The organism is Oceanobacillus alkalisoli (assembly GCF_022213125.1).
GTDB classification, from domain to species: Bacteria; Bacillota; Bacilli; order Bacillales; family Amphibacillaceae; genus Oceanobacillus; species Oceanobacillus alkalisoli.
Map to the genome: position 1 here is coordinate 1 of NZ_JAKNRA010000049.1, position 454 is coordinate 454.

The following is a 454-nucleotide window of genomic DNA, read 5'->3' on the forward strand; positions in this document are numbered from 1 at the left end:
AGCATATCGGTGTTAGTCCCGTCCTTCATCAGCTCCTAGTGCCAAGGCATCCACCGTGCGCCCTTATTCACTTAACTAAGTTACAGTAAATATAGCTTGTTTTGCCTTGTTGGTCTGTTAAAGACCACTTTCTTGCATTTATGAATCTAGCTTTAGCTCCCAAAAACGGTCGCTTCAGCCTTTTAATATGATGTCGTTGTTACTCTTATTTAGTTTTCAAGGTACAAATAGAGAGATTTACTCTCTCAAAACTGAACCAAACAACCCAGTATGTTCCGAAAATAATCTAGCTCCAGTGGTATTCAACTAATGTCGAACGGCCACTTACGCTTTCTTATTTATATCCTTAGAAAGGAGGTGATCCAGCCGCACCTTCCGATACGGCTACCTTGTTACGACTTCACCCCAATCATTGGTCCCACCTTCGGCGGCTGGCTCCAAATGGTTACCTCAC

At 43.2% G+C, this 454-nt stretch carries 1 rRNA gene; it reads right to left on the minus strand.

Annotated features, from left to right (window positions below):
* Positions 1-350 precede the first annotated feature (350 nt).
* A 16S ribosomal RNA gene (locus tag L3V42_RS18100) occupies positions 351-454 on the minus strand; the annotation flags it as partial.